This is a genomic window from Cryptosporangium aurantiacum (genome assembly GCF_900143005.1).
GTDB classification, from domain to species: Bacteria; Actinomycetota; Actinomycetes; order Mycobacteriales; family Cryptosporangiaceae; genus Cryptosporangium; species Cryptosporangium aurantiacum.
Genome location: NZ_FRCS01000002.1, coordinates 257,424 through 269,341, shown reverse-complemented (window position 1 = coordinate 269,341; position 11,918 = coordinate 257,424). Strand labels below are relative to the sequence as shown.

Here is an 11,918-nt window from a genome sequence, read left to right as displayed (position 1 = left end):
CCGGGTAGACCCGGCCCGGCGCCGGTGAGCCCCGGTCCTGGCGGACCGGGGCTCAGGCGTCACGGGTGATCTGTCATCAGCGAATCGTTCCGAGCACTATCCGATCAGGATTCTCTGCCCCGGGTGGATGACGTTCGGATTCGCCCCGATCACACGGCGGTTCTTCGCGTAGAGCGACTGCCAGCTCACCCGGTGGCCGACGGCGATCAGCACCAGGCTGTCACCGGGGCGGACCAGGTAGCTCGGGAAACGCGGTGTAGCAGTCGTCTGACGCGCGGTCACGTCGAACGGACGCTTCGGGACGAAGTCGCGCAGCTCTGTCGGGCGGGAGAGCGCGGTGACGCTTCTCCGCGGTGCCGCGTTCGTGGTGCGCTTCCGTACGTCCTGTCCGCGGTACGACCGGTTCTCGGTCGATCCGCCGCGCCAGGACTTGGTGGACCGGTGCGACCGGTACCCGGTGTACTCGTTGGTGCTCTTCTCCCAGCTCCGCTTCGAGTACTTCTTGGTGTAACCCTGTCGCTTGTAACTCCGACTGGCCTGGTCGGACCAGCTGCTGCGGTACCGCTTCTTGGTGTATCCCTTGCGGCCGCAGGTAGGCCAGGCGCCGATGCCCTGGCTGCGCAGTACGCGCCTGGCGACGGTGATCTGTTCGGACCGGCTGGCGTTGTGTGCCCCTGCCGCGTACTTACCGCCCCCGTGTGAGCGCCACGTCGACGGGCTGAACTGCAGTCCGCCTTGGTAGCCGTTGCCGGTGTTGATGTTCCAACGCCCGCCGGATTCGCACTGCGCGATCGCATCCCAGTTCACGTCCGCGTGGGCCGGTGATGCACCGGCCACGAGCGGGGTGATTCCCGCTAGGCCGGCAGCCACGGCGAGTGCCAGGCTTCGACCGAGCGGGCTCAGGCGCCCTGGCGCCCGATGCCGTCCGCCCGCACGTGGCGAGCCTTCGGCGCTGAGCTGGGTGGGATGGGAAGACTCCTTAGACATATCCGACCCTCTCCACGCCTACGAGGTGAGCTGTCGGGTTCGGGCTGAGTCGGCCCGGCCACGCGGTGCGTGGCTTCACCCCAAGGCGTCAACTTGCGACACCGGAAGTTGGGTCCCCCGCTCCTGCCCGAGGTTCGAAGTCCTCGTCGCCCGGGGCAGGATTCGGCGTAGCCGGGCGCGAGGTCCGCGGTGAACGGACGAAAAAGACAGAACCACAAAATCGGGTGAATGCCAAGTTACCGCACCGTGATATGCGAAAGGTGTCGCGGTGACCATTAAGGCCCATACCGCTGTCCCGGTTGCACAGCCACCGCTGTCAACGTGCGACACAGCGAATTGGAGTGGTCTATAGGTTTCAGTCCGAATCGGCCGTGTAACCCTAGGGGGTCGGTTCACTCCGTGGCGTAGTGGTCCCTTAACACCTCACTAAGTACCGCCTGTGACAGTGGGCGTTCGTGGTCGTGACCGTGAAAATGAGGTCCATGACCGACGCTCCACGTGCCGGCCTGCTTTCTCGGGCCGGTCTTCGCGCCGGCCCGTACCTCGCTCGGCACCGCCGCGGCAGTGCGAACGGCCGAGCCCTCACCGCAGGAGTAGGCGTAGCCGCGCTCTGCTCCGTGGTGGTGATCGGTGGTACCAGCCTGGTTGCCGCAAACGCCACTAGCGAACCCGACCATTCTTGTGCGGCGGCCTACACCGTGCGCCATACCTGGTCGACCGGCTTCTCCGCCGAGGTCGCCGTCACGAACACCGGCGAAGACCCGGTGAAGAACTGGAACGTCAACTGGTCCTTCGACGGCGGTAAGGCCGTCGTGAAGGGCTGGGAGGGCGAGTGGCAGCAGGACGACGGTCTGGTGACCGTCCGTGCGGGCGAGGACAGCGTCCGGCTGGAGCCCGGCAAGACCCTCACGCTGCGGTTCACCGGCTGGCACCCGCAGGGGAAGGCACCTGACGCCGCCCAGTTCGCTCTGAATGGAGTAAGTTGCCAGGTGGGCGGCGACAAGGAGGAGACGCCGGAGAGCGCCTCGCCGACGCCGTCCTCGATCGCGCTGCCGCCGGGCTTACCCGCGTCTCCCGCGCCGACCGGTAAGCCGACCAAGCCGGCCGCGGGCCCGCTCGGTTCGCTGTTCGTCGACCCCTCGGGTCAGGCCGTCGAGTGGGTGGAAGCGAACTCGGGCGACCCCAGGGCGGCCGTGATCCGCGAGCGGATCGCCGAACAGCCGCAGGCGCACTGGCTCGCCGCGAACAACCCCGGTGAGGTCGAGAGCGACGTGCGGGGCTACACCTCCCGGGCGCACTCCCGCGGCAAGGTGCCGGTGCTGGTGGCCTACAACATGACCAACCGCGACTGCGGTGGTGCGAGCGCGGGTGGCGCCGACAGCGCCGACGGTTACCGCACCTGGATCAACAACTTCGCCGACGGGCTGGGTTCCGGCACGTCGATCGTCATCCTCGAGCCGGACGCGCTCGGGCACCTGACCACGTGTCTCTCCGCCGACCAGCAGCAGGAGCGGCTGGACCTGCTGGAGTACGCGGGCAAGACGATCAAGCAGGCCAGCCCGAAGGCCCGCGTTTTCTACGACGTCGGCCACTCGGCCTGGATCGACGCCGGTGAGGCAGCGAGCCGCGCCAAGCAGGCCGGCGCCGGGCAGTACGGCGACGGCATCGCGCTGAACACGTCGAACTACAACACCAGTTCGAGCGAGGTCTCCTACGGCAAGCGGGTGCTCGCCTCGCTCGGCAGCGGCCAGATGGTCGTCGACACGTCTCGGAACGGCGCCGGACCGGCGGGTGGCGAATGGTGCGACCCGGCAGGCCGCAAGCTCGGGAAGTACCCCACCACCGCGACCGGCGACCCCAAGGTGGCGGCGTACCTCTGGGTCAAGCGCCCCGGCGAGTCGGATGGGTGCAGTGGCTCGGCCGGTTCGTTCATCCCGGAAACCGCGTACGACCTGAGCTCCTGACGGTCGGCCACCACGGCTCCGCGTGCCGCGCGGAGTACCGTGGTGGCAGGTGCGCCGACCGCGGGGAGGAGGGGCAGTGAACAGCGACGCCCCTCTTCCCACGATGCACTTTCTCGGCCATTCGACGGTGTTGGTCGAGACCGAGGGCGTCCGTGTGCTCACCGACCCGGTGCTGCTGCCGCGGGTGGCGAGCGTCCTGCGGCGGGTTGCGGCCCCGCTCGACCCGGCCCTGCACGCGGACGTCGACGCGGTCTGCATCTCGCACCTGCACGCCGACCATCTCGACCTGGCCTCGCTGCGCCGCCTCGGCACCGACACGCTCCTGGTCGTGCCCGAGGGCGCCGGTGAGTTGCTCTACCGCAAGGGCTTCCGGGAGATCGTCGAACTCTCGCCGGGAAAGTTCCACGACGTCGGGCGCGTGCGGATCACGGCCACGCCCGCCGTGCACGACGGTTTCCGGACGCCGTTCGGCCCGCGTGCCCTGGCGCTCGGCTATCTGATCGAGAGCGCGTCGACGCGCGTCTACTTCGCCGGTGACACCGACCAGTTCGACGAGATGGACGATCTGGGGGCCCTCGGTCTCGACGTCGCGTTGATCCCTGTCTGGGGTTGGGGCCCGAACCTCGGGCCCGGCCACCTCGACCCGCGCGGCGCGGCCGAAGCCACCCGGCGCCTCCGCCCCCGGGTTGCGGTCCCGATCCACTGGGGGACGCTGCACCCGTTCGGCATCGGCCGCTGGATGCGAGCGCACCTGATCGATCCGCCGCGGCGCTACGCACAGGCGGTCGCCGAGCTCGGCCTGCCCACCCGCATCCTGCACACCGAGCCGGGGTGCCGGGTGGAGCCGCGATGACCGGGCAGACGATGACGCTCGCGTCCGCCGAGGCGATCGCCACCGCCTGGCCCGACCGCCTCGCCGACGCGGCGTCCGCGAGTTACCCCGTGCTGGTGATCGCGGTGCTGCTCGGCGCGATCGTTCCGGTGATCCCGACCGGGGCGGTGGTCAGCGCCGCGGCGGTGCTGGCCGTGCACAACGGCGGCGTGTCGTTGATCGAAGTGATCGTGCTGGCCGCCGCGTCGGCCTGGCTGGGCGACTGCGCGGTCTACGCGCTCTTCCGCTGGGGCCGACGCGGCGTGACCGGGCTGATCAGCCGCAACCTGCCGTCGCTGTCCGAAGACACACCCGAGGGCAGCGAGCGGCTCGCCGAGACCCGCCGCCGGCTGACCGAGAACGGCACCCAGGTGCTGGTCGTCTCCCGGCTGATCCCCGGTGGCCGACTGCCGACGCTGTTCGCGGCGAGCGCGATCCGGTACCCGTGGCCGCGGTACTTGAACGGAGCAGCGGTCGCGGCGGTCGTCTGGGCGATCGCCTACGCGGTGATGGGCCTGCTCGGCGGCAGCCTGTTCGCGAACCCGCTGGTCGCCATCGCGGTGACGGTCGTGGTCACGCTGCTGGTGTCCGCGGTCGCGCGGCTGGTGCAGAGATGGCTGGCCAACCGGCAGGACTCGTCCGGGGACGACTCGGACTCCGGTGGCGACCAACCGGCGCCGCGGCTCCGGCTACGTCGACGTCCTCCCGCGGAGACGTCGGCAGAGGCTGCCGGACCGGTCGGCTGATCGCGAGTGACGCGCTTCCGGCTGCTGCGGAGCGGCGGGCGTCGGCTGGTTCGCGGCGGACGCACGGCGACGCGACTCATCCTGGTGTGGTTGGTCGGCGCCGGTTCGGTCGGTGCGCTGTCGCTGACGCTGCCCGGCTTCGACATCGGCAGGCCGGTGAACGCGCTCGTCATCTCGGTCGCGCTGAGCGCGCTGAACGCGCTCGTCTGGCCGGTCCTGATGCGGTTCGCGCTGGCGATCTCGGTGCTGACGCTGGGTCTCGGCTCGTTCGTCCTCAACGGACTGCTCGTGTACCTGAGCCTGACCGAGATCCCGGACGTCCGGCTGCCCGGCCCACCGGCGGGCCTGCTGGTCGCGCTGACGGTCTCGGCCGTCACCGGGCTCACCAGCAGCCTGGTCGCGGTCGACGAGGACGAGTTCTTCCACCGTCGCGCGCGACGGCGGGCACGGCGGCGTATCCAGAAGGGCGGCTTGGGGCGCCCGAACAGCGTCCCCGGCCTGGTGATGGTGCAGATCGACGGGCTCGGCCACGAGGTACTACAGCGGGCGATCCGGGACGGTGACGCGCCGACGCTGGCCCGCTGGCTCGCCGCGGGCAGCCACCGGTTGATCCCGTGGACCACCGACTGGTCGTCGCAGACCGGCGCGTCGCAGTGCGGCATCCTGCACGGGTCCAACCGGGACATGCCGGCGTTCCGCTGGTACGAGAAGGACCACGGACGCCTGATGGTGAGCAACCGCCCGGCGGACGCCGCCGAGATCGAGCGGCGGCACTCCGACGGCCGGGGACTGCTGCACGACGACGGCGCGAGCCGCGGCAACCTGTTCACCGGCGACGCCGCCCACAAGAGCGTGACGCTGAGCAGCGCGGGCCGTCGCAAGGGCCGGCTCGGCGCCGGTTACCAGGGGTACTTCGCCAACCCCTACAACGCGGTCCGGACGCTCACCGGCGCGGTGATCGACGTCGTTCGGGAACTCGTCGCCGCGACCACCCAGCGGCACCGGGACGTCCGGCCGCGAGTACCGCGCGGCGGCATCTATCCGCTGGTGCGGGCGCTGGCCACGGTGGTCACCCGCGACCTGGTGGTGGAGGGCGTCGTCGACGACATGATGGCCGGCCGTTCGGTCGTCTACGCCGACCTCACCGGGTACGACGAGGTCGCGCACCACTCCGGGATCGAGCGGTACGACTCGCTGGCGGTGCTGCGCTCGATCGACCAGCAGATCGGACGCCTGGCCCGCGCCGCCGAACTCGCGCCGCGGCCGTACCGGCTGGTCGTGCTCTCCGACCACGGGCAGAGCCAGGGCGCCACGTTCGCGCAGCGGTACGGCGTCACGTTGGAGCAGATCGTCCAGGGTTGCTGCGGGCAGCGGCCACGCGCGACCGAGGACGCGCTGACCGGGCCGGACGGAAGCAACCTGGGGTTCGCCGCCCGCGCGCTGCGGCGTCTGGTGCCCGCCGCGGAGCACAAACCGGAGATGGCGGGGGAGCGGGTCCGGTCGGCCGAGGAGGAGGCGGCAGCCAGAGAGGGCATCCTCGTGCTCGGCTCCGGCAACCTCGGTCTCGTCTACTTCACCGATCGCCCGGAACGGCTGACGCTCGAGGAGATCCAGGCGGCCTACCCGGATCTGCTGCCGAGCCTCGTCGAGCACCCGGGCATCGGCTTCCTGCTGCTCAGCACCGCGTCGCGCGGGTCGGTCGTTCTCGGCAGGCACGGTGCCCACTACCTGGACTCCGGTGAGGTGCTGGGGCTCGACCCGCTGCAGCCGTTCGGACCGCACGCACCGGCGCTGGTCCGGCGAACCGACACCTACCCGCACGTCGCGGACATCATGGTCAACAGCTTGCACGACCCGCAGACCGACGAGGTGGCGGCGTTCGAGCCGCTGGTCGGTTCGCACGGCGGTCTCGGTGGCCCGCAGACCACGGCGTTCCTGCTGTACCCGGTCGACCTGCCGACGCCGGTGGAACCGCTGGTCGGTCCGGAAGAGGTCCACAAGGTCCTGCGTGCGTGGCTGGCCTGGCTCGGTCACGACGCCTATGCGGACGCGTTGGCCGCTACCGCCGCCGTCGAGGAGCCCGCGCCGCCGGTCAGCCCGCTGGACTCGCCGCTCGACCACCTTCCGGTCGGCGAGGCGAGGTTGCTCTGACACGACGACGGCGGGCGCCCCTCGGTGGGGCGCCCGCCGTCGTTTCGGTCAGCTCCGGCGTGCGCGGCGGCCGCTGCGCCAGGTGAACGGGCCGGGCAGGTCGTAGCGCTGCTCCTTGGTACGCGAGTTCCACGACCAGCGGCCGAACTTCAACGACCAGGACGACATACCGTTCTGCGTCACGTTGATCTTCAGCGGGCCGAACGAATGCTGCTTCCGGTACTGGACGGGCATCGGTCCTCCTCGTCTCGCTCGGCGTCCGGCCGGTCGACGTCCTTGCGACCGGCGGGGGTTGGTCCGCCGACTGCCTCGAAAGGTCAGTACCCAGGCCGGTCTCCGGACGAACATCCGGTATTCGGCTTAGCCGCCACTTAGTCGTCGATAACCGCTGCGGGTGACCGTCGGACGACACCGACCGCGTCGGCCGCCGCGGCCCGCGCCGTACCGAGGGGAACATCGATGAGCACGAAGCCGGACCTGCTGGGGATCGGCCTGATCCACCGCGCCATGCGCGGTGACGTCCGCGCGCTGGCCGCCACCGCGGCGACCTTCGCCGAGGGGCGGGAGCGCTGCACGCCGCGGCGGGCGCGCTTCCTGCGCGCCCACCTCGACGAGGTCTGCGACGCGATCCACCACCATCACCGGGCCGAGGACGACGTGCTCTGGCCGGCGCTGGAGCGCAGCGCCGGCGGTGCGGTGGAGCTGGCCGGCCTCACCGCCGACCACGCCGAACTCGACCCTGTGCTGGACCGGATCCGAGCGGCAGCGGAAGGCTTCGCCGTCGCGCCGAACGATCTCGCCGCAGCAGGCGCGGTGGCCCGGGAACTGGCCGACCTGCGGGACCTGCTCGACGAGCACATCGAGGAGGAGGAACGGACGGTGTTCCCGGCGATCATTCGCTACCTGAGCGTCGCCGAGTGGAAGGACGTGGAGGCCGAGGTGCGCAAGGGCGGCGGCAAGCCGTCGTTCGTCCTGCCGTGGGTGCTCCGCTACGTCGGTGAGGACGAGCTGGCAGCGCTGCGCCGGGAGGCGGGCCCGGCGCTGGTCGTGATGAACACGCTGCTCGGCGGCCGCTACCGGCGCCGGGCCAGGGTCATCTTCGGGTGAGCGGGCGGATCGCCGCGCGGCTCCGTTCGGCCCAGTGCGGCGCTCCGACGGTTTCGGCGACGACGAGCGCGGCCCGGTAGTGCCGGGCCGCGTCGGCGTGCCGCCCGAGGTGGTCGGCCAGCTGCCCGAGCGTGTGGTCGACCGGTCCGAGCGTCGCCGCACCGGCGCTGGCTCCGGCCAGCTGCCCGGCCCACGGCAGGAGCGCCCGGTAGCACTGCTCGGCGACGTCACGACGGTCGACGCCGATCGCGTTCTCCGCGCGCAGCACCATCCACATGAGCCAGTAGTAGTCCTCGGGAACCGGGACCTCGGGCCGCCACCCGCGCCGGGCGTCGTCCGGCCGTCCGGCGAGCACGAGCAGCCGGGTGTACAGCTCGTCGAGCGCGGGACCGAGCCGCTCCCGCTGTCCGGCCGCGAAGTCGGCGAGTTCACCGGCGACCGCCGGATCGAAGCTGGGCCTGGCGTGCTCGACGCAGAACCGGAGCAGGAGCGTCATGCCCTCCGCGTTCGGCGAACCGGACCCCTCCACCTGCGCCATCGCCGCCCGGTAACGCTGCTCCGCCCGATCGGGGTCACCGCCGACCAGGCGGCGCAGGCCGTCGAACAGCTCGACGACGCCGAGCGCGAGCCCCAGCTGGCTGCTGGTGGAGTGCTTCACCGCCTGCGTCGCGTGGTGGCCGGCCAGGTCGAGGTCGTTGGCGCCCAGCGCAGCCTGGTAGAGCGCGTGGTGGGCCTGGGCCTGATAGCCGGGAAGACCGGCGGCAGCCGACGCGGCCAGCATCTCGGTGCCCACTGCCGCCAGCTCGGCGCGGCGGGACGGTGTGTGGGCCACGAAGTATCGCGCCCCGAGCGCACGACAGAGCAGCCCGGGGTCGCCGAGCCGGCGGGCGATCGCGGCGGCCTCCGCCGTCACCCGGTCGGCGCGCGGCACGTCGCTGGTGTCGATCTCCAACCCGAGCGTGGCGAGCAGGCGGCACCGGGTCGGTTCGTCGTCGCAGTCGTCCAGCAGCGCTTGCAGCTCGGCGATCAGCTCGGCGTCGGGTTGCGCGTCGACGAGCACCGACCACAGCGTCGGGGCGTCGTAGGCCGTGTACGCGGCCGCGAGAGCGGCCCGGTCGGCGGAGTGCCGGGCCACCAGGATCGCCTCGCCCCTGACCGCCCGGGCCCCGAGCACGTCCCCCGCGTGGCCGAGGGCGGAGACCGAGCCGCAGAGCAGGCGGAGCCGGAGCCGGTCGTCCGCGCCCGGCGCGGTGTCCAGCGCGGCGAGCGCACGCTGCCGTAGCGACGCGGCCTCTCGATGCGCGTGCAGCGCGGACGCCGCGTCCGCCGCTGCGGCGGCCAGCTCCGCGGCTCGGTGCGCGGTGGGCGGCGTCGCGCCGGCCAGGGCGTGATGGGCCAGCGCGGCGACGTCGTCCGGGCGGTGTGCCTCCAGCGCCCGCAGCACCCGGTGGTGCATGCGTACCCGCCGAAGTTGCGGGATGTCGGCGTAGAGCGTGTCGCGGACCAGCACGTGCGCGAACCGCACCCGACCCGGCGCCGGTTCGCTGAGCAGGCCGGTGACCACGCCCGCCTCCAGCGCGTCCAGCACCGCTTCCTCGTCGTCCCCGAGCGCGAGCAGCAGGTCGACGTCCCACTCCAGGCCGACCACGGACGCCGTCCGCAGCGTCGCCCGGCAGTCACCGGGCAGTCGCGCGAGCCGACGGCGGAGCACGTCGCTCACGCCCGCCGGAACCACGGTCGCGGCGGCCTCGGTGCCTTCGGCCGCGATCAGCCTGGCGGTTTCACAGACGAACAGCGGGTTGCCGCCCGTACGGGTGGTGACCAGTCGCACGGTGGCGGGATCGTGAGCGCCCGTCGGCCCGCCGTATCGGCGGAGCAGCTCGGCCACGTCCGGCTCGGTGAGCCCGGCCAGCTCCAGCCGGTCGGTGGTGGGCCCGGCCAGCGCCGCCCTGGCCGCCCGGCCCTCGTCGGTGATCTCGACCGTGCGGTACGTCGCGACGAGCAGGATCGGACGGTCGGTGAGGTCGGCGGCGATCTGCCGGAGGAGTTGCAGCGTCTCACCGTCGGCGCGGTGCACGTCGTCGAGGACGACCGCGAGCGGAGCGCGGTCGCTGCGGAGCCGCAGCAGGTCGGCCAACGCGCGGGCGAGCCAGAACCGGGGCAGCGCCGCGTCGGTGGACGGCTCGGCCTCCTGTCGGAGCAGCGGTTCCAGGCGCCGGCGCAGATCGTCCGGGAGTTCGTCGGCGAGGCACTGGACGACCTCGCTCCACGCCCAGGCCGGGGGAGCGCCGTCCAACTCCGGACAGCGTCCGTGGGCCACCACCCAACCGTTCGCGGCCAGTCGTTCGGACGCCGCGGCGACCAGTGTGGACTTGCCGGCGCCGGCCTCGCCGCCGATCCAGACGACGCGCAGCGACCCGCGGGCGGCGATCGTTGCCGCGTCGGTGACGACGGCCAGTTCCCGCTCGCGACCGACCAGCGTGTCGCGCCGCGGTGGGGGCGCTACCGCGCTCCGGGGACGCTCGACTCGCTCGGGCGCGGGCACGTCCAACTCCGGGTCCTGCCGGAGCAGCGCCACCTCCAACGCGCGCAGCGGCGGGCTCGGGTCGACGCCGAGGTCCTCGGCCAACCGCGTCCGCGCGGCTCGGAGCGTGGTCAGCGCGTCCGCCTGACGCCCGGCGCGGTACAGGGCGAGGGCCAGCAGCCGCGTCGACTCTTCGCGGAGCGGATACGCGCGCACCAGCGGATCGAGTGCGGCCACCGCGTCGGCTGACCGGCCGGTGCGCAGCAACGCGTCGGCGCGTCGTTCGACCGCGACCCGGCGGAGTTCCTCGAGCTGCTCGACCTCCGGCGCCGCCCACGGCTCGTCGGCGAACTCGGCGTAGGCCGCACCCTGCCACTCGGCGGCCGCGCGTTCGTAGAGTTCGATCGCGCGGTCCGGCTGCGGTTCCGCTGCGGCCCGTTCGATCAGGTCCGCGAACCGCCAGGCGTCCACGGCGTCCCGGGGCAGCTGGAGCAGGTAGCCGGGAGGAGCGGTCACCAGCGTGTTGGCCGGAGCGCGCGGAGGCCGGTCCGGCTCCAGGATCTTGCGCAGCTGCGAAACGTAGACCTGGAGGGCGGCCAGGGCTTTCGGCGGTGGTTCGCCGCACCACAGATCGTCGATGAATCGTTCGGTCGAGACGACCTGCCCGCTCGCGCTCACGAGTCGCGCGAGCACCGCACGCTGGCGGGGACCCCCGAGGTCGACGGTCGTGCCTGCGACCTGCGCGCGGACGGGGCCGAGCACGCTCAACCTGATCATCGCAACGGGAGCGTAAAGCGCCTGGTGACCGTCGTCGGCCCGAGTGTCCGCCTCCCGACTCGGTGTCCGGTCAGCTCACCGATGTCGTGATCGTCGCGGCGACCGCGGCCGACGTCGCGGCGGTGAGCGCCACCCCGATCGCCGCGATCGCCTCCTTGACCGCCTTTCCGGCCCACTCACCCTCGGAGATCTCGTCCAGCCGGGACTTAACCTCCTTGGCGGGCAGGTCGGGGAACAGCTTCGGCCCGAGGTCGACGGCGCGCACCAGCGAGGCCAGCGCGACGGTGTGCCGACCCGACAGGTCGCCGTGCCGGACCGCGGCGTCGAGCCGACCGTGCGCTGCGGTTTCCGGCGCGGGGTTCAGCGCCGGGTACCGCACCACCCGGAACAGCCCGAGGACCTTGCTCTCCTCCCGCTCCACGACGCCGGTCTCCACCAGGCGGTCGAGGATCTTCTCCCGCAGACCCCGGCTCAGCGTGGTGAGCCAGCTCCGTGGGTCGCGCGGCTTCGAGGCGGCCCGGAGCCGGTCCAGCACTGCTTCGGCGACCGGCTCGTCCACCGGCGTGGGGTCGGTGACCCGGACCTTCTTCTGCTCGACCACGATCCGGCCCGCGAGCGCCAGCTCCACCAACACCGCTGCGGCCAGGCCGAGGTCGAGGGTGGTCGTGGAGATCAGCGGTTTGCCTGCCGCGTCGTCGTAGGCGAGGAGCAGCAGCTCGTCGGGCAGCGGAAGCACAGTCATGGTCCAACGGTAACCAAGTCGGGGGTAAGCGGACGTAAAGCGCGGACCC

9 protein-coding genes and 1 riboswitch are annotated in these 11,918 nt (G+C 72.0%); of the genes, 5 read left to right on the top strand and 4 right to left on the bottom strand.

What is annotated here, in order from left to right; genetic code table 11:
* Positions 1-96 precede the first annotated feature (96 nt).
* The gene (locus BUB75_RS48075; RefSeq protein ID WP_281248299.1) at positions 97-837 is read right to left on the bottom strand and encodes a transglycosylase family protein; all 741 of its coding nucleotides are present in this window, start codon (positions 835-837) and stop codon (positions 97-99) included.
* 151 nt (positions 838-988) lie between these two features.
* A riboswitch (cyclic di-AMP (ydaO/yuaA leader) is annotated at positions 989-1,164 on the bottom strand.
* A gap of 305 nt (positions 1,165-1,469) precedes the next feature.
* Between BUB75_RS48075 and BUB75_RS08085 the strand changes: the two genes are divergently transcribed.
* The 4 genes from BUB75_RS08085 to BUB75_RS08070 all read left to right on the top strand — a co-directional run bounded on the left by BUB75_RS08085 (position 1,470) and on the right by BUB75_RS08070 (position 6,719).
* The gene (locus BUB75_RS08085) at positions 1,470-2,951 is read left to right on the top strand and encodes a glycoside hydrolase family 6 protein (RefSeq protein WP_178379798.1); all 1,482 of its coding nucleotides are present in this window, start codon (positions 1,470-1,472) and stop codon (positions 2,949-2,951) included.
* Between the two features lie 76 nt (positions 2,952-3,027).
* Positions 3,028-3,804, top strand: a complete 777-nt coding sequence (locus BUB75_RS08080; protein WP_218617369.1) for an MBL fold metallo-hydrolase — start codon at positions 3,028-3,030, stop codon at positions 3,802-3,804.
* Positions 3,801-4,568, top strand: a complete 768-nt coding sequence (locus BUB75_RS08075; RefSeq protein WP_143175079.1) for a DedA family protein — start codon at positions 3,801-3,803, stop codon at positions 4,566-4,568. The genes BUB75_RS08080 and BUB75_RS08075 overlap by 4 nt, the downstream gene beginning before the upstream one ends.
* A 6-nt stretch (positions 4,569-4,574) precedes the next feature.
* On the top strand, positions 4,575-6,719 hold the full coding sequence (locus BUB75_RS08070) for a phage holin family protein (RefSeq protein WP_073253652.1): 2,145 nt from the start codon (positions 4,575-4,577) through the stop codon (positions 6,717-6,719).
* Between the two features lie 48 nt (positions 6,720-6,767).
* On the opposite strand, the gene BUB75_RS08065 is transcribed toward BUB75_RS08070, so the two are convergent.
* Positions 6,768-6,953, bottom strand: a complete 186-nt coding sequence (locus BUB75_RS08065) for a DUF4236 domain-containing protein (RefSeq protein ID WP_073253648.1) — start codon at positions 6,951-6,953, stop codon at positions 6,768-6,770.
* 225 nt (positions 6,954-7,178) lie between these two features.
* Here BUB75_RS08065 and BUB75_RS08060 point away from each other — a divergent pair, with 225 nt between their 5' ends.
* Positions 7,179-7,826 (top strand): hemerythrin domain-containing protein, encoded by a 648-nt coding sequence (locus BUB75_RS08060; RefSeq protein WP_073253645.1) that lies wholly within the window; start codon positions 7,179-7,181, stop codon positions 7,824-7,826.
* On the opposite strand, the gene BUB75_RS08055 is transcribed toward BUB75_RS08060, so the two are convergent.
* On the bottom strand, positions 7,813-11,127 hold the full coding sequence (locus BUB75_RS08055; protein ID WP_073253641.1) for an ATP-binding protein: 3,315 nt from the start codon (positions 11,125-11,127) through the stop codon (positions 7,813-7,815). The two genes, BUB75_RS08060 and BUB75_RS08055, sit on opposite strands and share 14 nt — an antisense overlap.
* A 70-nt stretch (positions 11,128-11,197) precedes the next feature.
* Positions 11,198-11,869, bottom strand: coding sequence for a GOLPH3/VPS74 family protein (locus BUB75_RS08050; RefSeq protein ID WP_073253638.1), 672 nt, complete (start codon positions 11,867-11,869; stop codon positions 11,198-11,200).
* Positions 11,870-11,918: the final 49 nt, after the last annotated feature.

Excerpts from the sequence above, each read along its gene's own strand:
- BUB75_RS08085 (WP_178379798.1), top strand. The coding sequence starts at position 1,470 with ATGACCGACGCTCCACGTGCCGGCCTGCTTTCTCGGGCCGGTCTTCGC.
- BUB75_RS08075 (WP_143175079.1), top strand. The coding sequence starts at position 3,801 with ATGACCGGGCAGACGATGACGCTCGCGTCCGCCGAGGCGATCGCCACC.
- BUB75_RS08065 (WP_073253648.1), bottom strand. The coding sequence starts at position 6,953 with ATGCCCGTCCAGTACCGGAAGCAGCATTCGTTCGGCCCGCTGAAGATC.
- BUB75_RS08060 (WP_073253645.1), top strand. The coding sequence starts at position 7,179 with ATGAGCACGAAGCCGGACCTGCTGGGGATCGGCCTGATCCACCGCGCC.
- BUB75_RS08055 (WP_073253641.1), bottom strand. The coding sequence starts at position 11,127 with ATGATCAGGTTGAGCGTGCTCGGCCCCGTCCGCGCGCAGGTCGCAGGC.
- BUB75_RS08050 (WP_073253638.1), bottom strand. The coding sequence starts at position 11,869 with ATGACTGTGCTTCCGCTGCCCGACGAGCTGCTGCTCCTCGCCTACGAC.